The sequence below is a fragment of the Streptosporangium sp. LJ11 genome (assembly GCF_051918945.1).
Classification (GTDB): Bacteria; Actinomycetota; Actinomycetes; order Streptosporangiales; family Streptosporangiaceae; genus Streptosporangium.
Genome location: NZ_JBPXMB010000003.1, coordinates 453,921 through 473,332, shown reverse-complemented (window position 1 = coordinate 473,332; position 19,412 = coordinate 453,921). Strand labels below are relative to the sequence as shown.

19 protein-coding genes are annotated in these 19,412 nt (G+C 71.2%); 9 read left to right on the top strand and 10 right to left on the bottom strand.

The features are described from left to right. Together ACTOQ3_RS06870 and ACTOQ3_RS06865 are read left to right on the top strand one after the other, a co-directional pair. A partial coding sequence (locus ACTOQ3_RS06870) for a S41 family peptidase (RefSeq protein WP_440082559.1) occupies nucleotides 1-806 on the top strand: 806 nt, incomplete at its 5' end. 10 nt (nucleotides 807-816) lie between these two features. Continuing rightward, on the top strand, nucleotides 817-1,983 hold the full coding sequence (locus ACTOQ3_RS06865; protein WP_440082558.1) for an alpha/beta hydrolase: 1,167 nt from the start codon (nucleotides 817-819) through the stop codon (nucleotides 1,981-1,983). Nucleotides 1,984-2,061: 78 nt separating this feature from the next. On the opposite strand, the gene ACTOQ3_RS06860 is transcribed toward ACTOQ3_RS06865, so the two are convergent. The 3 genes from ACTOQ3_RS06860 to ACTOQ3_RS06850 all read right to left on the bottom strand — a co-directional run bounded on the left by ACTOQ3_RS06860 (nucleotide 2,062) and on the right by ACTOQ3_RS06850 (nucleotide 5,852). After that, on the bottom strand, nucleotides 2,062-3,576 hold the full coding sequence (locus tag ACTOQ3_RS06860) for an acyl-CoA synthetase (RefSeq protein ID WP_440082557.1): 1,515 nt from the start codon (nucleotides 3,574-3,576) through the stop codon (nucleotides 2,062-2,064). Beyond that, nucleotides 3,569-4,894 carry an MFS transporter gene (locus ACTOQ3_RS06855; RefSeq protein ID WP_440082556.1) on the bottom strand — a complete coding sequence of 442 codons (1,326 nt, stop codon included), beginning with the start codon at nucleotides 4,892-4,894 and terminating at the stop codon, nucleotides 3,569-3,571. The genes ACTOQ3_RS06860 and ACTOQ3_RS06855 overlap by 8 nt, the downstream gene beginning before the upstream one ends. Nucleotides 4,895-4,985: 91 nt before the next feature. Continuing rightward, nucleotides 4,986-5,852, bottom strand: coding sequence for an amidohydrolase family protein (locus ACTOQ3_RS06850; RefSeq protein ID WP_440082555.1), 867 nt, complete (start codon nucleotides 5,850-5,852; stop codon nucleotides 4,986-4,988). 120 nt (nucleotides 5,853-5,972) lie between these two features. Here ACTOQ3_RS06850 and ACTOQ3_RS06845 point away from each other — a divergent pair, with 120 nt between their 5' ends. Further along, the gene (locus ACTOQ3_RS06845; protein WP_440082554.1) at nucleotides 5,973-6,776 is read left to right on the top strand and encodes a PaaX family transcriptional regulator; all 804 of its coding nucleotides are present in this window, start codon (nucleotides 5,973-5,975) and stop codon (nucleotides 6,774-6,776) included. Here ACTOQ3_RS06845 and ACTOQ3_RS06840 read toward each other — a convergent pair. Then, a complete protein-coding gene (locus tag ACTOQ3_RS06840) occupies nucleotides 6,766-8,112 on the bottom strand; it encodes an extracellular catalytic domain type 1 short-chain-length polyhydroxyalkanoate depolymerase (RefSeq protein ID WP_440082553.1) in 1,347 nt (448 codons plus the stop codon). The genes ACTOQ3_RS06845 and ACTOQ3_RS06840 overlap by 11 nt on opposite strands. 230 nt (nucleotides 8,113-8,342) lie before the next feature. On the opposite strand from ACTOQ3_RS06840, the gene ACTOQ3_RS06835 reads away from it, so the two are divergent. Beyond that, nucleotides 8,343-8,816 (top strand): MarR family winged helix-turn-helix transcriptional regulator, encoded by a 474-nt coding sequence (locus ACTOQ3_RS06835; RefSeq protein WP_440082552.1) that lies wholly within the window; start codon nucleotides 8,343-8,345, stop codon nucleotides 8,814-8,816. Nucleotides 8,817-8,908: 92 nt separating this feature from the next. Here ACTOQ3_RS06835 and ACTOQ3_RS06830 read toward each other — a convergent pair whose 3' ends face one another. From ACTOQ3_RS06830 to ACTOQ3_RS06815, 4 genes are all read right to left on the bottom strand, one after another. Further along, on the bottom strand, nucleotides 8,909-9,349 hold the full coding sequence (locus tag ACTOQ3_RS06830) for an ATP-binding protein (protein ID WP_440082551.1): 441 nt from the start codon (nucleotides 9,347-9,349) through the stop codon (nucleotides 8,909-8,911). 165 nt (nucleotides 9,350-9,514) lie between these two features. Next, complete coding sequence (locus tag ACTOQ3_RS06825) at nucleotides 9,515-10,333, bottom strand: DUF1206 domain-containing protein (RefSeq protein ID WP_440082550.1); 819 nt, start codon at nucleotides 10,331-10,333, stop codon at nucleotides 9,515-9,517. A 37-nt stretch (nucleotides 10,334-10,370) separates the two neighbouring features. Next, complete coding sequence (locus ACTOQ3_RS06820) at nucleotides 10,371-11,303, bottom strand: Ppx/GppA phosphatase family protein (protein WP_440082549.1); 933 nt, start codon at nucleotides 11,301-11,303, stop codon at nucleotides 10,371-10,373. A gap of 30 nt (nucleotides 11,304-11,333) precedes the next feature. After that, on the bottom strand, nucleotides 11,334-12,077 hold the full coding sequence (locus ACTOQ3_RS06815; RefSeq protein WP_440082548.1) for a class I SAM-dependent methyltransferase: 744 nt from the start codon (nucleotides 12,075-12,077) through the stop codon (nucleotides 11,334-11,336). Nucleotides 12,078-12,423: 346 nt separating this feature from the next. Between ACTOQ3_RS06815 and ACTOQ3_RS06810 the strand changes: the two genes are divergently transcribed. Both ACTOQ3_RS06810 and ACTOQ3_RS06805 read left to right on the top strand, forming a co-directional pair. Continuing rightward, nucleotides 12,424-13,377 (top strand): NADP-dependent oxidoreductase, encoded by a 954-nt coding sequence (locus ACTOQ3_RS06810; protein WP_440082570.1) that lies wholly within the window; start codon nucleotides 12,424-12,426, stop codon nucleotides 13,375-13,377. A 462-nt stretch (nucleotides 13,378-13,839) separates the two neighbouring features. Further along, nucleotides 13,840-15,681: a tetratricopeptide repeat protein gene (locus tag ACTOQ3_RS06805; RefSeq protein ID WP_440082547.1), complete on the top strand. Its 1,842-nt coding sequence runs from the start codon at nucleotides 13,840-13,842 to the stop codon at nucleotides 15,679-15,681. Nucleotides 15,682-16,011: 330 nt separating this feature from the next. Here the strand turns inward: ACTOQ3_RS06805 and ACTOQ3_RS06800 are convergent, their stop codons facing one another. Together ACTOQ3_RS06800 and ACTOQ3_RS06795 are read right to left on the bottom strand one after the other, a co-directional pair. After that, a complete protein-coding gene (locus tag ACTOQ3_RS06800) occupies nucleotides 16,012-17,013 on the bottom strand; it encodes a phosphotransferase enzyme family protein (protein WP_440082546.1) in 1,002 nt (333 codons plus the stop codon). 34 nt (nucleotides 17,014-17,047) lie between these two features. After that, entirely contained in the window at nucleotides 17,048-18,043 is a 996-nt protein-coding gene (locus ACTOQ3_RS06795; protein ID WP_440082545.1) for a class I SAM-dependent DNA methyltransferase, read from the bottom strand. A 280-nt stretch (nucleotides 18,044-18,323) separates the two neighbouring features. On the opposite strand from ACTOQ3_RS06795, the gene ACTOQ3_RS06790 reads away from it, so the two are divergent. The 3 genes from ACTOQ3_RS06790 to ACTOQ3_RS06780 all read left to right on the top strand — a co-directional run bounded on the left by ACTOQ3_RS06790 (nucleotide 18,324) and on the right by ACTOQ3_RS06780 (nucleotide 19,282). After that, nucleotides 18,324-18,743, top strand: a complete 420-nt coding sequence (locus ACTOQ3_RS06790; protein ID WP_440082544.1) for a GlcG/HbpS family heme-binding protein — start codon at nucleotides 18,324-18,326, stop codon at nucleotides 18,741-18,743. A 145-nt stretch (nucleotides 18,744-18,888) separates the two neighbouring features. Then, nucleotides 18,889-19,032, top strand: a complete 144-nt coding sequence (locus tag ACTOQ3_RS06785; RefSeq protein WP_329083413.1) for a hypothetical protein — start codon at nucleotides 18,889-18,891, stop codon at nucleotides 19,030-19,032. A 34-nt stretch (nucleotides 19,033-19,066) separates the two neighbouring features. After that, nucleotides 19,067-19,282: a hypothetical protein gene (locus tag ACTOQ3_RS06780; RefSeq protein ID WP_440082543.1), complete on the top strand. Its 216-nt coding sequence runs from the start codon at nucleotides 19,067-19,069 to the stop codon at nucleotides 19,280-19,282. Nucleotides 19,283-19,412 lie beyond the last annotated feature (130 nt).

The following is a 19,412-nucleotide window of genomic DNA, read 5'->3' as shown; positions in this document are numbered from 1 at the left end:
CCGGCCTGCGCCCCGGCGACATCATCGAGTCGATCAACGGCTCGGCGCCCTTCATCGACGCCAAGGCCACCCCCGCCATCGCCGCCCTCTACCCGCAGTACCCCGACGCGCGGCCGGTGCGACTGCGGCTACTGCGCCAGAGCACCGGCCGCCGCTGGACGGTCACGCTCAAGCCCGGCCTCTACCAGCGCGACCTGGCCACCTTGCAGGTGGTGCGATCGAAGCTGCTGGACGACGACGTCGCCTACGTGCGGATGACCGGGTTCGCCCCCGACTCCGCCAACCGGGTCCTCAAGGCCATCACCCGGCTGCGCACGGGCCGCACCCTGTCCGGCGTCGTGCTGGACCTGCGCGGCAACGGCGGCGGCAGCCCCACCGAGGCGATCCGGCTGCTGAGCGCCTTCACCCACGGCAAGGTCACCGCCCACCAGTGCACCGTGGACGGCACCTGCCAGACCATGCGGACCGACGACACCGTCGAGCTGCTCGGCCTGCCGCTGGTGGTGCTCACCGACCGCGGCTGCGCCTCGGCGTGTGAGCACTTCAGCTCCGCGGTCAAGGACCTGCGCCTCGGACAACTGGCCGGCACCAGGACCGCCGGGCTCGTCTCCGGCCCGGCGCAACCGTACCTGCTCGCCAACAACACCCTCCTGGGCTTTCCCACCAGGCACCACCTCGGGCCCGATCGCGAGGTGATCGACAAGATCGGCGTGCCGCCCGACCACCACGTGCCCCTGACCCCCACCGACGCCGCCGCCGGACGCGACCCCGCCCTGGCCAAGGCCCTGGCCCTGCTGCACGCGTGAAGGGACCCCCATGAGACAGCTCCTGGCCCTGGCGACGGGACTGGCCACGGGACTGATCGTCCTGGCCGCGTCCGCCTGCTCCGCGCCCACGCCGCCCCGATCCGACGTCCCGCCGGTCACCCCGACCGGCCCCGCCGCCCTGCCCGCCCCCACCGGCCCCCACCCGGTCGGCACCACCGCCCTGCATCTGACCGACACCTCCCGCCCCGATCCCTGGGACCCCGACGCCGACGCCAGGCGGCTCAAGGTCACCCTGTGGTACCCCACCGAGCGGCGCGACGGGCAGCGCTCGCCCTACATGACGGCCAAGGAATCGGAACTCCTGCTGAAGGGCTCCAGGATCACCGGCGCGCCGTACGACGTGCTGAGCAAGACGCGCACGAATGCCGTCAAGGACGCCGACCCTGCGGGGGGCGGGCTCCCGCTGGTGGTGCTCTCCCCCGGCTTCACCAAACCGGTGAGCACCCTCACCTCCCTGGCCGAGGACCTCGCCAGCCGCGGGTACGTCGTGGCCGGCATCGACCACACCCACGAGAGCTACGCCACCACCCTGTCCGACGGGCGGATCGCCGAGTGCCTCGCCTGCGACGGCGACACCGACCCCGGCTTCGGCCCGAGAGTGGTCCAGGGGCGGGCCGCCGACGTCTCCTTCGTCCTCGACTGGCTGACCTCCAGCTGGAAACGCTCCGGCCTGATCGACGGCGGAAGGATCGCGATGGTGGGCCAGTCGATCGGCGGGGCCGCCGCCGTGGCGGCCATGGTGAAGGACTCGCGCGTACGCGCCGGGATCGACATGGACGGCACCACCTACGCCCGGATTCCCAAGAGCGGGTTCGCCCGGCCGTTCATGTTCATCGGTGCGCCGCAGCACGTTCCCGGGGGCCGCGACACCTCGTGGGACCGCGACTGGAAGCTGCTGACCGGGTGGAAACGCTGGCTCGTGCTGTCGGGCGCCGAACACCACTCCTTCACCGACCTGCCGCTGCTGGCGGGCGCCCTCGGCATCAGGCCCTCCCCCCGCGCTCTGTCCGGGGCGCGCTCCGCCGAGCTCACCCGCACCTACGTGGCGGCCTTCCTCGACCAGCACCTGAAGTCGCAGCGGCAGCCCCTGCTGAAGGGGCCGTCACCGCGCCACCCCGAGGTCACGTTCTGCCCCGCGACGTGTGGCACCCCTTGAAGCCGTACGGCATGAGTGCAGGGGACGTCGGCCGCTCGCCGTCCCGCCACTCGTCACGGCGCCTCCGGGGTCCTGCCCTCATCCGGGCAGGGGGCGGTCACGGAGTTCGGATTTGCGAATCTTGCCCGATCCCGTCTTCGGCAGCGCGTCGACGATCTCGAAACAGACGGGGATCTTGTACTTCGCGAGCCGGGGACGGAGGAAGGCCGTCAGCTCGCCGGAGGTGACGGCGGCGCCGGGACGGAGCACGGCGAAAGCGCGGCCCACCTCGCCCCACCTCCGGTCCGGCATCCCCACCACGGCGACCTCCGCCACCGCCGGATGCGCGAAGAGCGCGTTCTCGACCTCCGCCGGGTAGACGTTCTCCCCGCCGGAGACGTACATGTCCTTGACGCGGTCGACGATGGTCAGGTGGCCCTCCTCGTCCACGGTCGCGATGTCGCCGGAGTGGAACCAGCCGTCCTCGCTCAGCGCGGCGGCGGTCGCCTCCGGGTCCCGCCAGTAGCCGGGGGTGACGTTCGGCCCCCGGATGAGGACCTCGCCGGGCTCCCCGACCGGTGCCGGGGTGAGATCGGGGCGGACCACGGACACCTCGGAGAAGAAGACCGGGACCCCGGCCGAGCCCACCTTGCGCACGCTCTCGCCCGCCTCGAGGAAGGTCGCGCCGGGTGCGGTCTCGGTCAGCCCGTAGCCCTGGCAGAAGACCAGGCCCCTCTCCTGGTAGGCGTGGATCAGCGTCACGGGGACGGCGGCGCCGCCGGACATGAGGGTGCGCAGCGACGAGAGGTCGGCACCGGCCCAGCGCGGCGACCGGGCGAGGTCGGCGAACATCGTGGTGACGCCGAACATCCACGTCACGCGGTGCCTCTCGATGAGGTCGTAACAGAGCTCGACGTCCCAGGACGGCATGATCACCGAGGTGCCGCCCTTGAGGAAGGTCGGCAGCATCGTCTGGTTCAGGGCCGCGACGTGGAAGAGCGGCGCGCTGATCAGCGTCACCTCGGTGCTCGTCACGTCCACGCCGATCATCATGTTGAAGCAGTTCCACACCAGGTTGGCGTGGCTGAGCATCGCGCCCTTGGGACGGCCGGTCGTGCCGGAGGTGTAGAGGATCAGGGCGACGTCGTCGAGCGCCACCGGGACGTCTACGGGATCCGGATCGCCCCGCGCCACCCAGGTCTCGAAGTCGTGCTCCCCCGGGGCGGGCGACCGCAGGGCCACGACCGTGTACGGTCCGGGCAGGTCGCGTACCGTCTCCGCGCAGCCTGGGTCGTACACGAGGAGCGAGGCGCCCGAGTGCCGGAGCATGTAGGCGATCTCGGGCGCGGCCAGCCGGAAGTTCAGCGGGACGAAGACGCCGCCCAGCATGTGGGTGGCGAACATGGTCTCGGCGAAGGCGACGTGGTTGGGGCCGAGGTAGGCGACCCGGTCCCCCGGCCGGATCCCCGTCTCGCGCATCCGCGACGCCAGGCGGGTAGCCCGCTCGTGGACGTCGGCGTAACTGACCGACCGGCCCGCGAAGACGAACGCGGTGCGACCGGGGCTCATCCGGGCCCGGCGGGCGGGCCAGCCGCCGAGCCCGGTGTTACGCATCGGTGGCGGCGGGAATCGCCGGGGCGTCCGAGGCGAGGTCGTCGGTGCTGGTCTCACGCAGCGCCAGCACGCAGACCACGGTCAGCAGGCAGCAGACAGCGATGATCACCGAGATCGTCGTCGTGCTGCCGCCCCCGGACGACGCGTCCAGCTGGGCGAAGAGCAACGGGCCCAGGCCGGCGCCGAGTCCGGCGAGCTGGTAGCCGAGCGAGGCGCCGGTGTAGCGGTTCCTGGTGGGGAAGAGCTCGGCGTACAGCGCCGCGAGCGGACCGAACATCAGCGGGTGGATGACCGCCTGGCCCAGCACCAGCGCGATGACGAGCACGGCGACGCTGCCGGTGTTCACCATCGGGAACAGGACGAAGCCGAACACGGCCATGAGCAGCGCTCCCGCCAGCACGACCGGACGGCGTCCGACCCGGTCCGAGAGCGCCGCCCAGGCGACGATGCTCACCACGGCCAGCGCGGAGGAGAGCGTGAGACCGTTCAGCACGGCCTGCCGGGTGAAACCGGTCCGGACGCCGTAGGCGATGAGATAGGTGGTCAGCGTGCCCTGGGCCACGAACGCGGACAGCCCGACACCCACCCCGAGAAGCAGTGCCTTCGGATGGTGGCGGAACACCTCCAGCAGCGGCATCCGGGCGGCGCGGCCGCCGGCCGCCTCGAACACCGGGGTCTCCTCGACCCGCAACCGGACGAACAGGCCGACCGCCAGGAGCAGGATGCTGAGCAGGAACGGCACCCGCCAGCCCCAGCTCAGGAACGCCTCCTCGCCCACGACGGCCGCGGTGCCGCTGAGCACCCCGGTGGAGAGCACCATGCCGAACGGGGCGCCGGCGTTGGTGAAGCCCGCCCAGAGGCCGCGGCGGCTGGTCGCGTGCTCGGCGGACATCAGCACGGCGCCTCCCCATTCGCCGCCGATGGCGACGCCCTGCAGCACGCGAAGGGCGACGAGGGCGACGGGGGCGAGGACGCCGATCTGCTCGTAGGTGGGGAGCACGCCGATGAGGAAGCTGGCGAGGCCCATCAGGATCATGGTCAGGACCAGCATGCGCTTGCGGCCGAGCCGGTCGCCGAAGTGACCGAAGATCACTCCGCCGAGCGGCCTGGCGAGGTAGCCCGTGGCGAAGGTGCCGAAGCTGGCGGCCGTGGCCGCGAGCGGGTCGAGCGAGGAGAAGAAGATCTTACTGAAGACCACCGCCGAGGCCGTGGCGTACAGCAGGAAGTCGTAGTACTCGATGACGCTGCCCAGGAAGCTGGAGGCCACCGCGCGGCGGAGCTGAACCTGGTTGGGAGGTGAGACCGACGGGTTCGTCATGACCGAGCTCCTCAGCCCGAGAGCGAACTGCTGCGCTTACTTGCCCGGAGGTTAGGCACATTCATGACGAACGTCAATGCTTTGCCCGACATTAGGGAGCGTCGAGCCCGAGCAGGCGTACGGCGTTGTCCTTGACGATCTTCGGGCGGACCTCGGGTTTGATGTCGAGGGCGTCGAAGTCGGCGAGCCATCGGTCCGGCGTGATCATCGGGTAGTCGGACCCGAAGAGCACCTTGTCCTTCAGCAGCGTGTTGGCGTACCGGATGAGCAGCGGAGGAAAGTACTTCGGCGACCATCCGGACAGGTCGATGTAGACGTACGGCTTGTGCGTGGCGACCGCCAGAGCCTCATCCTGCCAGGGAAAGGACGGATGAGCGAGGATGATCCGCAGTTCGGGGAAGTCCACGGCGACGTCGTCGACCAGCATCGGGTTGGAGTACTTCAGCCGGATCCCGCCCCCGCCGGGCAGGCCGGCGCCGATGCCGGTCTGGCCGGTGTGGAACAGCGCCGGCACGCCCATCTCCTCGATCGCCTCGTAGAGGGGGTAGGCCGCCCGGTCGTCGGGCGCCATGCCCTGGACGCTCGGATGGAACTTGAAGCCGCGCACCCCGTGCTCGGCCACGAGCCGGCGTGCCTCGCGGACACCGGCCCTGCCCTTCCACGGGTCGACGCTGGCGAAGGGGATCAGCACGTCGGCGTGGGCGGCGCAACTCGCCGCGACCTCCTCGTTCGAGATGCGCGGATGCCCGGTGGCGTGCTCGGCGTCGACGGTGAACACCACCGCCGCCATCCTGCGCTCGCGGTAGTAGGCGGCCGTCTCGGGGATGGTGGGCCGGGAGTGTCCCCTGAAGTACTTCGCCGAGGCAGCGGCCAGCTCGTCACCGAGCGAGGCGTGCCCGTCGGCGGAGACCTCCGCGTGCGTGTGTACGTCGATGGCGACCAGTTCGTCGACGTTCATGAGCTCTCCTCGGGCAGATATCTGACTTCCGTCAATTATGTGCCTGACATCCGGTCCGTCTACGCTTTCGGTGTGACCATCGGCGGCGAAGACGAACCGGCAGTGCCGGCAGTGCCGGCAGTGCCGGCAGTGCGCCCGCAGTCCCTGATATTCAGCTTCCTCGGCATCTACGCGCTGGACCGGGGCACCGCCATCTCCTCGGGCGGCATCATCGAGGTGTTCGCCCGCCTCGGCGTCTCCGAGGAGGCCGTCCGGTCCACGCTCGCTCGCATGGTGAAGCGCAACCTCGTGACCCGGTACCGGGTGGGACGCAGGGCGTACATCGAGCTCACCCCGTACGCCGTGGCGGTGCTCCGGGACGGGCGCCGGCGGATCTGGGAGACCGGCGCGGTGAACCGCGACTGGGACGGCACCTGGACGGTCGTCGGGTTCTCCCTGCCGGACAGCCGGCGCAGCACCCGCCACGACCTGCGGTCCCGGCTCGTCTGGGCCGGGTTCGGCCCGCTGCAGAACGGGCTGTGGATCGCGCCGGGCGCGAAGGAGGTCACCGGCGTGTTCGACTCGCTGGACGTGGACGACCACGTCACGGTGCTGACCGCCAGGGCGTTCGAACCCACCGAGGCCGCCGACCTGGTCGCGAAGGCCTTCGACATCGAGCAGATCGCCCGGCGCTATCGGGCGTTCCTCACCAGGTGGGACGTCACCCGGCCACTTCCCGACGCGCCGGACGATCTCGTACGGCAGCTGTTGCTGCACACCGACTGGCTGCAGCTCGTCCGGCAGGATCCCCACCTGCCGGCCGAACACCTCCCCGCGGACTGGCCGGCGATCCGGGCAGAGCAGGTCTTCCACGCACGCGCCGAGGAGTACGAACGGCCCGCCCTGAAAGTGGCCGCCGGCCTCCTGGACGGACTCACCCCATGACGCAGGGGGTCCCGTTCAGTGCGAACGCCGTCGGAGCCGAGTTCGTGCCGCTGTACGTGCCCTGGAACCCGAAACCGGTCCGGGCCTGCGGGGCGAGGGTGCCGTTGTAGGAGAGGTTGCGCGCGCTGACCTGGGAGCCCGACTGGGTCACCGTGGCGTTCCAGGCACTGGTGACCCGCTGGTTCCCCGGCCACGTCCAGGTCACGGTCCAGCCGTTGACGGGGGTCGCGCCGGTGTTCGTCACGGTGACGTCGGCGGTGAAGCCGTTGTTCCAGGTGCTGGGAACGTAGGTGACCCTGCACCCGGTGCCCGGGTCGGGGGTGGGGGTGGGGGTGGGGGAAGGAGTCGGCGTCGGGGTGGGACTCGGTGTCGGGGTCGGGGTCGGGGTCGGGGTCGGGCTCGGCCCGCCGGTGAGGCCGAAGAACTGGATCGCGGCGGCGGCCATCCCGCTCATCGGCAGGCTGTGGCCGGCCCCCTGGATGCTGTACGCCTCGACCCGCACCGTGCCGGAGTTGTCGGCGTAGCGGCGGCGGTTCCAGTTCGGCTGCGGCGTGTCCGTGGCGGTGGGCGTCTGGCTCAGGCCGAACACGTTGGTCCACTGGTCGATCGCCTGCTGGTGGGTGGCGTAGTACACGAGGTTGTCCGTGGTGCCGTGCCAGAGCTGGACGCGCGGCCGGGGACCGCTGTACCCGGGATAGGCGGCGCGGACCAGGTCTCCCCACTGCTGGGGCGTCTTGCTGATCCGCCCGGAGGCACAGTTGCTCGCGCCGGGCGAGGGAATGTAGTCGGCCTCGTTCGCGAAGCAGCCGAACGGCACCCCCATGAACGCCGCCCCGGCCTTGAAGACGTCGGGATAGTTGCCGAGCATGATGTTCGTTTCCATGCCGCCGGCGGAGCTGCCGGTGACGTAGATGCGGTCGGCGTCACCGTTGTGGCGCTGCCGCGTGTAGGTGATCATGGACATCAGCGAGACCGGGTCGCTGCCCCCGTCGCGCACCTGCGACGCGGCGGACCAGGAGTCGAAGCAGTTGCCCTTCTTGGACGCCGACGGGTAGATGACGATGAATCCGTGCCGGTCGGCGAGCGTCCGGAACTCCGAACCCGAGTAGAAGCCCGGGCCCGAACCGCCGCAACCGTGCATGGCGAGCACGATCGCAGGGCTGGGTTGCACGTTGTCCGGCACGTAGAGGTGCATCCGCAGGTTGCCGGGATTGGCGCCGAAGCCGGTCACCTCGGTCAGGGTGGCCGCGGCGGCGGACTGTCCGGTCACCAGGAATGTGGCGGCGCACAGTACCGCGGCACTGACGCCCGCGAGCACGGCGGTCAATGACTTCATCGGCTCTCCTCTGCTTGATGTTCGCTCGATGCACGAGGCCGGGGCGCCGCCGACTCGTCCTGACATCAGCCGGTATAGGGCGACACCGACGAACGGTCAAGCCACGCCTGCAAGGGATCATGATGCTCCATTCATGGAAAAGCGCTGCTTGCGCTGGTTATCAAGCCATTTGTTATCAAGTAGCTTGATATAGAGGGCGCGAAACTTACATCGCCGGTTATGGTCATCCCGTGACCTCGCGCCGCACCCCCGCAACCGACCAGCCGGTCAAGCCGGCCCCCCGCCTGAGCTATGTGGTCTACCGGCTGGAGCGTCGCATCCGCGCCCGGCTCGACGAGGCGCTCGTCCGGTACGGCATCACGACGACCGAATACATGGCGCTCAGCGAGCTGCGCACGCGCGCCGGGCTCTCCTCGGCCGAACTGGCCCGCATCGCCTTCGTCACGCCACAGGCGATGAACCTGGTCGTCCGCGAGCTGGAACAACGCGGCCTGATCCACCGTGACGCGCACCCGGACGGCGGCCGGGTGCTCCGCGCCCATCTCACCCGTGAAGGACAGGCGGTGCTGCGGCACTGCGACCGTTCGCTCGACGGCATCGAGGAGGACATGCTCGCCGAGGTCGACGACACCACGCGTGCCACGCTGATGGAGGGTCTCACTCTCTGCACGCGAGCCTTGCGCCCACCCGCCTCCGGCCCGTGAGGCGGGCCCTTCCATCACTTCACCGCGGACGACGAGGCCGTCTCGTCACGTGAGTGCCGTCGCGGTGTCGTCACGTGAGTGCCGTCGCGGTGTCAGCGGGCGCCGGCCAGGCTGCCCGCGCGCAGTCCGGCCATCTCCGGCACCAGCTCGAACCACACCCTGTTGGACCCGGCCTCCCTGACCACGCCCCAGCGGTGGGCCAGCGCCTCCAGCAGGGGCAGGCCGCGGCCCCCTGTCGCGTCGGCCGAGGCTCGGCTCGTGGTGGGGGCCGCGGAGGAGCCCTCGTCCTGGACGGAGACCCGTACCCCCGTCGCCGAGCAGGTCACCGTGACGGTGAACGCCCCGCCGTCCCCCGACCGGGAGTGGATCACCGCGTTGGTGGCGATCTCGCTGGTCAGCAGGACGCAGTCGTCGTGGAGGGGATGGTCTCGCCCCAGGATCATCGAGACCAGGCGGCGGGCTCTGACCACCTGGTCCGGGGAACCCGCCAGGCGGAGAACCCATTCACTGCCGTCGTACTCCGACGAGTCCATACCGCCCCCTCCGATGCTGTTTCACTTCTGGGAAGACGCGGAGCTCGGCGGAGAAGATGTCGCGGAAAAGTAGGAATGCGATCACTTACCGGATAGACAGGTGGGGCTTGCCAAAGGCCCCTTCACCTGCGTGTCCGCACCTGGCGTACCGTGCGGTTCCATCCGTCACACGCGGTGCCAGCGAGCCTCGAAGAAACAGTAGACCGCGAACAGCAGCAGACCGATCGCGACGGCACCGAGCAGCCACGGACCGGCCGGGGTGTCGGCCAGCGAGCGCAGCGTCGAGTCGATGCCCTTGGCCTTGTCGGGGTCGTAGGTGACCGCGGCCTGGATGACGAAGACACCGGCGACCGCGGCGATCACGCCTCGGGCGATGTATCCCGCCATGCCGAACTTCTCGGCGAGCTCTCGCGCCCTCGCGGGCATCTCGCCGGTGCGCAGGTCCTTGAGGAACTCCTTCTTCCAGCCCTGGCGGATCCAGTAGGCACCCAGGCCGATCAGGCCCAGGCCGATCAGGCCGACGATGAACTGCCCCAGGGGCAGGTCCATCAGCGTGGCCGTGATGTCCTTCGAGTGGCTGTCCAGCGAGGCGCCGGGGTCGCCGCGCAGCAGCACGCCGAGCAGCGTGGCCACGATCAGCGTGTAGACCGCCACCCGCGCGCCCGACTCCACCCGGTCCCTGGTCCGCCCGTGGCCCATGATGGCCTCCGACAGCTGCCAGACGACCAGCGCGACGAACCCGACGACCATGAGCCAGAGCAGGAACGTGCCGAACGGCTGCTCGGCCACCATCTCGATCGCGCCGGTCTTGTCGGCCTCCTTGTTGCCGCTTCCCCCGCCGAAGGCGATCTGCAGGGCGAGGAAACCGATCAAACCGTAGAGGACACCCCGGCAGGCCAATCCAACCCGCGCCAGCCTGTCGAGCGTCTGACTGTTGGCCGCTCTGCGAGCGGCACCTTCCACGTGAGCCTGAGGGCTGTTCATGACTATGCGCTCTTACCTGTGAACGCTCTGGTAAACCTCACCGTTCCGGCATCGCGTCCAGCCGCCGCAGGATCACTCCCTCGCGCAGCGCCCAGGGGCACACCTCCAGCTGGGTCACCCCGAACAGGTCCATCGCGGCGTCGGCGACGATCGCCCCGGCCGGCAGCTGCGGCGCCCGCCCCTCGGAGACCCCGGGCAGCTCGGCCCGCTCCCTGGTGCTCATCCTGATCAGCCGGTCGGTCCACCCGACCAGGTCCGCGTGCCTGAGCACCCGACGCACGGACGGTCCCTCGTGCGAGGGCGCCGCCCCGGCGATCCTGGCGAGCTGCCTGAACGTCTTGGACGTCGCCACCGCGTGGTCGGCCTGGCCGTACCGGGCGACGTTTCCCACCGTGCGGGCGATCTCGGCCCGTACGTGCCTGCGCAGTGCCCGCACCTCGTCGGCGGGCGGCGGGTCGACGGTGAAGCAGTCGCGGGTGAGCCGGCCCGCCCCCAGCGGGAGCGACACCGCCGCGTCGGGCTGCTCGTCGATGCCCGAGGCGATCTCCAGCGACCCCCCTCCTATGTCCAGAACCAGCAACCGCCCGGACGACCACCCGAACCAGCGGCGCACCGCCAGGAACGTCAGCCTCGCCTCGTCCTGGCCGGACAGCACCTCGATGTCGACCTGCGTGTCGGCCTTGATCCCGGCGAGGACCTCCTCGCCGTTCACCGATTCCCTGACCGCGGACGTCGCGAAGGCCATGAGGTCCTCGACGCCCTTGTCCTCGGCGAGCCGCAGCGCCTCCTCGACGAACTCCCGCAGCCGCGCGGCGCCCCGCGCGGACAGGCGGTCGCCGTCCTCCATGTGCTCGGAAAGCCTCAGGTCCACCTTGTGCGAGTACGCCGGCAGCGGCCGAGCCCCCCGGTGCGCGTCCATCACCAGCAGATGGACCGTGTTGGAACCGATGTCGAGAACGCCCAGTCGCATGGGATGAAGTTACTACTCCCCCGGGACCCGTCAGCCCGCGGTGCGCGTGTGGACGCTCACCGCGTATCCGCCGCCGTCGTAGGGTGCGCCGTCCCAGGTCGCCAGGCGCCGCAGCGGGGTGAGCCCCGACATACGGCACCAGTCGTCGTAGTCCGCCAGGGTGACCGTCGCCGAGGCGAGCGGGAGGTGCGCGGCGTCCAGCCCGAACCCGCTCACCAGCAGCCCGCCGGGCCGCAGCAGCGCCGCGAGCCCCGCGACGGTCCGTGCCTCGGTCCCGGGGGCGAGCAGAGGGATGACGTTGCCCGCGGCGACGACCATGTCGAAGCGCCCGCCTCTCCCGCCCTTCCCCGCCTTCTGCGCCTTCCCGGTCGAATCGCCATGGCCGCCCCGGACGGCCCGGTCCGCCCCCGCCATGAGGTCCGCGGGGTCCGCGGGATCGCCGAGCGCGCCGAGCGCGTCAAGGTCGCCGAGATCGCTGAGGTCGGCCAGGATCCAGGGCAGCCATGGCGCGGTCCGCCGGGCGACGTCGAGCATGGACGCGTCGAGATCGACGCCCACGCAGTCGTATCCCAGCTCGGCCAGCCGGATCGCCACCCGCCCGGTGCCGCACCCGGCGTCCAGCACCCGGGCGCCCGGCGGCAGCAGCTCCGCGCACAACCGCGCCTCGCCGTGCATGTCCGCCCCCGACTCGGCCAGCCGGGCGAACCTCTCCGCGTACCGCTCTCCGGCGTCGCCCCCCGCGATGTCCGTCCAGCGACTCCTCGGTTCCTTCATCGAATACCCCCGGTGTGCCGCCCCCGGCCTGAGCCGTGGGGCGGGATCGCGGCATGGTGCCGCGGGTCGGCGCACCCACCGGCCTTGACCGGCCGTGCGGTGGTGGTGCGGTGGTCGTGTGGTCGTTCCGCGCTAGGAGGACGTCGACGCATCAGGGTTTCATTCCCGAGGGAACCTCTCGCGGCGGCCCGGCGCGAGGGCGTCGCGCACGGCTCGCGCCCCGGCGAACGGCAGGGCAACCGGGCCGCCGACCCCCGGAAGGGGTAGCGTGATCCACACCGCTCTCACGGGCGGCGGCACCTGCGGGAAGACCGGCGAGAGATCGGGGAGAGCCATCGTGGCCCTTATGCGGGCGATCAGCCAGGACGCCTTCGGCGGCCCCGAGGTGCTGCGTCCGGTCCGCGTGGAGCGCCCGGAACCACTGCCCACCGAGGTGCTGGTACGGGTCGTCTCGGCGGGAGTGAACCCGGTGGACCTCAAGACCAGGGCGGGCGCGGGTATGGCCGGGGTCCTGGGGGAGCCGCCCTTCGTCCTGGGCTGGGACGTCTCCGGTGTCGTCGAGGAGACCGGCTTCGGGGTGAGCTCCCTGGAGGTGGGAGACGAGGTGTACGGCATGCCGTGGTTCCCGCGCCAGGCCGGCGCCTACGCCGAGTTCGTGACCGCGCCGTCGAGGCAGTTCACCCTCAAGCCGCGCTCCCTGGGACACGACGAGGCCGGCGCCATGCCGCTGGCCTCGCTGACCGCGTGGCAGGTCCTGGTGGACGCCGCGAGGGTCGCTCCGGGACAGCGCGTCCTCGTCCACGCCGCCGCGGGCGGCGTCGGGCACCTCGCCGTCCAGATCGCCAAGCATCTCGGCGCATACGTGATCGGCACCGCCCGCGCCGGCAAACACGAGTGGCTGCGCGGGCTGGGAGCCGACGAGCTCGTCGACTACACGGCCGTCCGCTTCGAGGACGTGGTGCGCGACGTGGACGTGGTCGTCGACCTGGTCGGAGACGGGCACGACGCGACGAGCACGCGTTCCCTCGACGTCCTCCGCCCCGGCGGGCTGCTCGTTCCGGTGCCCTCGGGCGCCTCCCCCGACCTGCTGCGCGCCGCCGAGGCCCGGGGGTTTCGCACCCGCACGTTCCTGGTGGAGCCGGACGGGTCCGCCCTGGCCCAGATCACCGAGCTGATCGACGGCGAGCTGATCGCCCCCGAGGTCGAGGAGGTGTTCCCGCTCGACGAGGCCGCCGCGGCCCACGAGCGGCTCGCCGGCGGCCACGCCAGGGGAAAGATCGTGCTGCGGGTGGCCCCCTGATCGCCTTTCCGGCCTTCTGCCCTTTCGGCCTTTTCGGCCTTCCCGCTTTCCCGTTTTCCTGCTTTCCGCCGCGCGTACGGCGCCACTACGACGCCGCCACGACGCGGATACGTGGCGGTGGCCGGATCCGGGCGGGCGCGAATCCCGGATGAGCCGCGCCGGTTCTGTCAACACCACCGTGCGGCCCCTGTCCAGGGATTGTCCGGATCCGGCCACGATAACTAATAGATCTTGTCAGTATGGGCAATTACTGCGAATACTTGCAATTTGTTCTATTCGCGAGGAAGGCCGATAATGAAACGTGTCATTGTCCACAAGCCTGGCACCATCGCACTCAGTGGCACCGCGAGTCCTAAGCACGTCGGCTGAGACTGAATCACAGAACCGGCGTCCAGTGATGGGCGCCGGCTCCCCGGCATAGCCATATCATCAAATATCAGCTAATCGAGTTAAAGGAGTCCGGTGAGTCGGGGACCGTACCCGCAGGGCGACCCGTCTCGTCCCGCACCGCCGCTGCCCGTGGTGGACGCGGACCGGCGCCTGCGCGGGCCGTACACCGCGGGGGGCGCGATCGTCTCCGCCCTGCTGCCCGCGGCCCGGCCCGACCTCGTCGCCCGCTACGACATCGAGCTGCGCGCCGTGGCGCCCGACCTGCGCGATCTGATCCCCGCCCGGCGCCGGTCGGTGGCCGCGAGCCTGCCCGGCGCGGAGCGAATCCTGGTGCACGCGCCGCGTCGCACGTTGCGCCTGGCCAACGGCCTGGCCGAGTTCGTCCGTGAGCACCTGTCGGAAACCGGCCCTCGCACGCTCGTCGTCGAGAACACCGACCTGGCCGACCCCACCGACCTGGAGCTCCTGACGGTGCTGCGGCGCCGCGTCCCCGGGGAGCTGCTGACAGTGGTGACCCGTGATCGGGCCGCCGCCCCCGAGGAGCCGCTCGGCGCGGAACGGCACGACGCCCTCGCCGACGAGCTGGAGAGGGAGGGAACGGTCGGCGCGCGGCTTGGAGCGATCCCGTACCACCGCGAGCGCGGCGGCGACCCGTCGAAGGCGGTGCGGGCGTTCCTGTTCGCGGTGCAGTGGTGCCTGGACGAGGGTTACCACGACGCCGTGGCGGATCTCGGCGAGCGTGCTCTCCGCCTCGCCGGCCCCGAGGACGACCCCGCGACCTGGTGGCGGCTCCTGCACAGCACCGCGACCGCATTGGCCGCGCTGGGCCGCGAGGACGAGTCGGAGGCGCTGTTCGACGTGGCCAGGAGGGAGAGCCTCTCCCCCACGGTCCACGCCTCGGCCGCCTACGCCACCGGGATGCTGAAGGTACGCCACCGCGACCGTACCCGGCGCGACCCCGAGGCCGCGCTGGCGCTGGTGAACCAGGCGATCGCCATCTCCTCGCTGCTGCCCGACCCGCGCGAGCGGGCGTTCAAGATGGGGTTCGACCTCAACGGCCGGGCACTGGTGGAGGTGCGGCGTGGCCGTCCCGCCAGGGCCCTGGAACTGGTCGAGGAGGCCGTCGCCCTGGCCGACCGCGACCTGCGGCCCGGTGAGCACCCGATACACCGGCTGGTGCTGCTGGCCAACAGGGCACAGCTCGCCGTGATGCTGGGCCGCCCCGAGAAGGCGCTGGAGGACCTGGACGCGGTGATCGCGGCCGACCCCGGCTATCCCGACTACTACATCGACCGGGGCAACCTGCTGCACCGGCTGGGCCGGATGGACGCGGCGGTCGCCGACTACGAGACGGCGATGCGGGTCGGCCCGCCCTTCCCCGAGCCCTACTACAACCGGGCCGAGATCCGCTTCTCCGCGGGTGACCACCGGGGCGCGCTCGCCGACCTGGACCACGCGCTGGAGCTGGACCCGGAGTTCGTGGACGGCCTGGCCAACCGGGCGGGGCTGCTGGCCGCGCTCGGCGAGTACGCCGCGGCCAGGGCGGACGCGGAGACCGGGCTGGCGATCGATCCCGCCAACCCGTACCTGCTGTGTGCGCTGGGCCAGGTGGAGACCGCGGAGGGCCGTTACGACAGGGCGCGCACCGCCTTCGACCGGGCCCTGGAGCTCGCGCCCTCGCTGGCGGCGGCCTGGGCGAACCGGGGGCTCCTGTCGTTCGAGACCGGCGACCCCGAAGGCGCCGCCGCGGACTTCACGCGGGCCCTCGGCTCCGGGGACGACCCCGCCCTGCTGTTCAACCGGGCGATGGCGCTGCGCGCCGCCGGACGCGACGGGGAGGCGGTCGCCGATCTCACCCGCGCGCTGGAACTGGCACCGGACGACGAGGACATCAGGCGCGAGCTGAAGTCCTGACCTCCTCCCGGCCGGGGCCGGGAGGAGGTCGCCGGAAAACATTCCGGATTCGGAAGGGCGGCCGGAAAAGCCACGGCCGGTAAGGTGGCGGCTCCGTCCGAGAAAATCCTGTTATCCGAATATCCGCGGCACACACGGTGATGCGCGCGACGTCTCGTATTCGCCCTCCCCGTATCCCCGGAGCCGCAGGCGATAGGAGTGATTTCCCGATGCGCGGTCACCGTGCGCCACGCCGTCGGACACGCTCCCTACGCGAATGCCGCGCCCGCCGGGGACGGGCGGAAACAGACGGAGACGGACGGAGACAGGCTGCGGGCAGCGGCCGGAGGGTCAGCCGAGTGAGCCGGCGAGATAGCGTTCGGCCAGTTCGCAGCTGCCCTCGGTGTAGCCGGAGCCGAGTTCCGCGGCGATGTCGGCGCCGGTGTGGGTGCCGATCCAGGCGACCAGCAGCAGGCGGCGGAACAGGATGAACGTCCAGATCTCGGCCTCGTCCTCGGCCGGGAGGTCCAGGACGGTCCGGTAGCCCCGCACCCACGCGTCGACCAGCTCGGGAACCTCGGGGCGGTGCTCGACGAAGCTGACCGCCGCGGCCAGGTCGTAGAGATGCCAGCCGAAACCGCAGTCGTCGAAGTCGATGACGCCGGGCGGGTTCTCACCCTCCACGAGCAGGTTGGCGGCGCGCAGGTCGGCGTGGATCAGGCCGTATCGTTCCGGACCGCGGCCGAAGCGGTGCAGCCGCTCGCGCAACTCCTTGTCCAGCCGTCCCAGCACGGTCCGCGCCTCTGCCTCCACCCCCAGGCCGTCCTGCCAGCGGCCCCACCGCGACTCGGTGCCGAGGGCGGCCTCGTGGTCCCAGTGGAAACGGGTGAACCCGCCGGGCCGGGACCACCCGCGCGCGTGCCGGTGCATCCGCGCCGTGAGGGCACCGAGCCGTTCGAAGCCGGGCACCGGGTCGTCGTGGGAGGGCTCGGCACCGGGCAGGAACTCGAACATCACGCAGTCGCGCGGCTCGGGGCCGGGGACGGTCAGCACCCGGGAGCCGCCGGGAGCCGGGATCACCCGGGGGGTGCGGATCCCGGCCTGCTCGCGGAGCGCCTCCAGCCAGGCCAGCTCGGACAGGATCGCCGGGGTGGTGTGGTAGCCGAGCCGGTGCACCCGCAGGATGGACCGCGTCCCCGTGACCGGGTCGTCCACCCGGTAGGTGGCGTTCTCGGACACGTTGACCAGGGTGACCTCGGCGTCGGCCAGGCCGTGGATCCGGGTCGCCTCGCGGGCCACGTCGTGCACGCGGTCCAGCACGTCGCCCCCGGCGGACAGGTCGTGGGCCCGCATCGGTTCCTCCAGGTCGGTCGCGCGAAGCGCCAGACTACATCCGGGATTCCTCCGCGAGATCCGGCGCCGCCGGCCCGGCTTCGCGGCCGAGGCGCCCCTGATGCCCCGCTCCGGGCCGGACGCGGCCTCTCTCACCCCCGGAGAGGGCGTGGTCCCGCTCGATCCCGGACGGGTCGCGGTCCCGCTCGATCTCGGGCCGCCCGTGGTCCGGTACGGCCTCCGCCGGGCGGCCGGCGTCCCGCACGGCGTGGTCCCCGGCGTTCTCCCGCCCCGGGATGGTGATGCGGATCTTGGACTGCCGGTGGGGAAGCCGCTCCCAGTCGTCCATGAAGGTCGCCTGGAGCCCGCACGCGGCGGCCAGGTCGAGCAGCGTCTCGGTGCGGTAGTAGAAGTCCTCGCGCAGGACGTGGTGCTCCCTGCCCTCGGTGCGGTCGAAGGTGAAGTCGAACCAGCCTCCCGGCCTCATGATCCGGCCGACCCCGCGGAAGCACTCCTCGATCACGTGGAGCGGGGAGTGGGAGAAGACGCTGTGGGCGTGGATGACGTCGAACGCCTGGTCGGGCAGGGCGGTGAAGCGCAGGTTCCCGACCGGCAGAAGGTGCGGGAACTTGTCGCGCAGGTCGTAGGAGACCAGGGTGTCCTGGGCGGCGATCAGGATGTCCGGGGAGATGTCGATCCCGTAGTAGTTTCCGGGGTCGAGGTAGCCGATGAACAGGCGCCCGGCCCGCAGGTTGCCGCAGCCGATCTCCAGCATGCGGTGCTCGGGCCTCAGCCCGTGCCGCACGAGATAGTCGAACTGCATCTTCCCCATGGCCACCCAGCGCCGGTACGACCTGCTGCCCACGGCCCCCTGGGGACTGCGCGCGGTGTCGGACCTCATGACCGCCCGGTAGTAGGCGACGTGATCGCGGTTGCCCAAACGCAACCACAGGTCCCTGGTCAGCCGTCTCAGGTGCCCGGGCACCCGCCCCGGATGGCCGAGGGCGTACCTGAGCTGGTGGACGACGCTCGCGCGGTTATGACTGTGCATGCCTCTCCCCACGTCCGGACGACACCTCAACGATCCCGCCAGTCACGAGATCGTAGCTCTAAGAAAGAGAAACATCACTCTTGGTGAGCATCCTCGGAATGTCGCCTCACGGTGCCACTTCCCTCGCGGGACGACGGTCCCGGCTCGTACCGGTCCTCCGGAGGGCCCGCGCGGGCGTCGCATCGTTATGACATCTCGCATCACCCGGACGGCGGCGCACGCGCACCCGGCCGCCCGCGCCGAAGACCGTCGGAACGGTTTCGAAACGGTGAGGAGACCGGTGAACCTGGAACTCGCGCTGCGCATGTGTGAGGCCGCGGTGCGGCAGGCCGCGCGGGAGGGCGCGCTCATCTCGGTGGCCGTGGTCGACGCGGGCGGGCACCTGGTCGCGTTCCAGCGGATGGACGGCGCGCGCATCACCGGGCCCGTCCTCGCCCCCGGCAAGGCCTACACCGCGGTGGCCCACCGCATGCCCACCGCCGACCTCGCGCCGCTGGTCCTGCCCGGAGGCGAGCTGTACGGCCTGGCCGGTGACCGGTACGTGTGCTTCGGCGGCGGCGTCCCGCTCGGGGAGCCCGGTGACGAGCGCGGGGTGAGCGGGGTGAGCGCGGTGGCGGGAGCGGTCGGCGTCAGCGGCGGCACCGTTTCCCAGGATGTCGCCTGCGCCGAGGCCGCCGCGGCCCTCTGGGAAGGGGCATAGTCGGATATATCAGCAAAAAATAGGGTCGGCGGAAATCATCTTCCCGACGAAACAGGGGGGCGACGTGTTACCTGCGAGGGTCGCGGGGCAGTGAGGGCTTGCCCCAGACGATGATCGTCTGGGGGTGACCCCCTGGAGGATTCTCGTGGACGTTCTCGTGCTGCTCGCCCTGGTCTGTTTCCTGGCCGCCACGATCTGGTCCGCCATCAGCCGGTCCTGGCCGATCGCGCTGCTCGCCGCCGGAGCCTTCCTGCTCACGCTGTCGGAGACGTCCCTGATCAACGGCTAGACGACCCCCGTTCCCGGCGCGCCGATGCCCCTGGGTGAGGGGCATCGCGGCCGCCCGCGAACGGGAGGCCGACGTCGAGAGGCCGGGCTCGAGCGGCATCCCTGAGCCGGACGTCTCCTCGGTGGCGGCGCTGGACGCGGTGCAGACCAGGTACGCCGCCCGCGGCAAGAAGGTCACCGTCATCGGCCTCAACGAGCCCAGCGCCCGCCTGCACGACAGCCTGGCCGGGCAGCTGTCCGGCGGCCACTGACAACAAGGCCCGGCACTCCCGAAGCGGCGACATGCGCCGACCCGGCGCTCATCGCCTCGCACCGGGCCACTACCAGGCGCTGCCGGCCGGCTCGGCCGGGCCGCGGACGTTCACGCGGTTCGCGGTCGCC

Bases quoted from the DNA above. Each gene is read 5' to 3' on its own strand.
- ACTOQ3_RS06865 (WP_440082558.1), top strand. From the start codon at position 817: ATGAGACAGCTCCTGGCCCTGGCGACGGGACTGGCCACGGGACTGATC.
- ACTOQ3_RS06860 (WP_440082557.1), bottom strand. From the start codon at position 3,576: ATGCGTAACACCGGGCTCGGCGGCTGGCCCGCCCGCCGGGCCCGGATG.
- ACTOQ3_RS06855 (WP_440082556.1), bottom strand. From the start codon at position 4,894: ATGACGAACCCGTCGGTCTCACCTCCCAACCAGGTTCAGCTCCGCCGC.
- ACTOQ3_RS06850 (WP_440082555.1), bottom strand. From the start codon at position 5,852: ATGAACGTCGACGAACTGGTCGCCATCGACGTACACACGCACGCGGAG.
- ACTOQ3_RS06840 (WP_440082553.1), bottom strand. From the start codon at position 8,112: ATGAAGTCATTGACCGCCGTGCTCGCGGGCGTCAGTGCCGCGGTACTG.
- ACTOQ3_RS06830 (WP_440082551.1), bottom strand. From the start codon at position 9,349: ATGGACTCGTCGGAGTACGACGGCAGTGAATGGGTTCTCCGCCTGGCG.
- ACTOQ3_RS06825 (WP_440082550.1), bottom strand. From the start codon at position 10,333: ATGAACAGCCCTCAGGCTCACGTGGAAGGTGCCGCTCGCAGAGCGGCC.
- ACTOQ3_RS06820 (WP_440082549.1), bottom strand. From the start codon at position 11,303: ATGCGACTGGGCGTTCTCGACATCGGTTCCAACACGGTCCATCTGCTG.
- ACTOQ3_RS06815 (WP_440082548.1), bottom strand. From the start codon at position 12,077: ATGAAGGAACCGAGGAGTCGCTGGACGGACATCGCGGGGGGCGACGCC.
- ACTOQ3_RS06810 (WP_440082570.1), top strand. From the start codon at position 12,424: ATGCGGGCGATCAGCCAGGACGCCTTCGGCGGCCCCGAGGTGCTGCGT.
- ACTOQ3_RS06800 (WP_440082546.1), bottom strand. From the start codon at position 17,013: ATGCGGGCCCACGACCTGTCCGCCGGGGGCGACGTGCTGGACCGCGTG.
- ACTOQ3_RS06795 (WP_440082545.1), bottom strand. From the start codon at position 18,043: ATGCACAGTCATAACCGCGCGAGCGTCGTCCACCAGCTCAGGTACGCC.